Below are 279 nucleotides of genomic sequence, written 5' to 3'. Positions count from 1 at the left end.
CGGCTCAGCCGACGATCGCTCCGTGATGAAGCGGCCGATCACGGCCGGGGTGATGTCGGCGGTGTCGCCGATGCCGTCGGCCTCCAGCCATTCCCGGTACCCGTCCAGGTCTCGTCGGTAGGCCGCGATGGTGTGCGCACTCAGACCGCGCTCGATCGTGACGTGTCGCAGGTAGAGGTCGAGAGCGCGAGGAAGCAGCATCCTCAGTGCCGATCGCGCAGCCTCTGCGCCGCCGCGATGGCCGTGAAAAGCTCGGTTCCCGTCGGCGTCAGCTGCGCC

General features: G+C 68.8%; 1 protein-coding gene. It reads right to left on the bottom strand.

Annotated elements, in window-relative coordinates; genetic code table 11:
* Nucleotides 1-201 (bottom strand): site-specific integrase (locus SB658_RS23385; protein WP_410602670.1); only part of this gene is annotated, 201 nt, incomplete at its 3' end.
* Nucleotides 202-279 lie beyond the last annotated feature (78 nt).

Source organism: Bacillus sp. SIMBA_008 (genome assembly GCF_046535495.1).
Taxonomy (GTDB): Bacteria; Bacillota; Bacilli; order Bacillales; family Bacillaceae; genus Bacillus; species Bacillus subtilis.
This window is presented reverse-complemented; position numbering and strand designations above follow the sequence as displayed.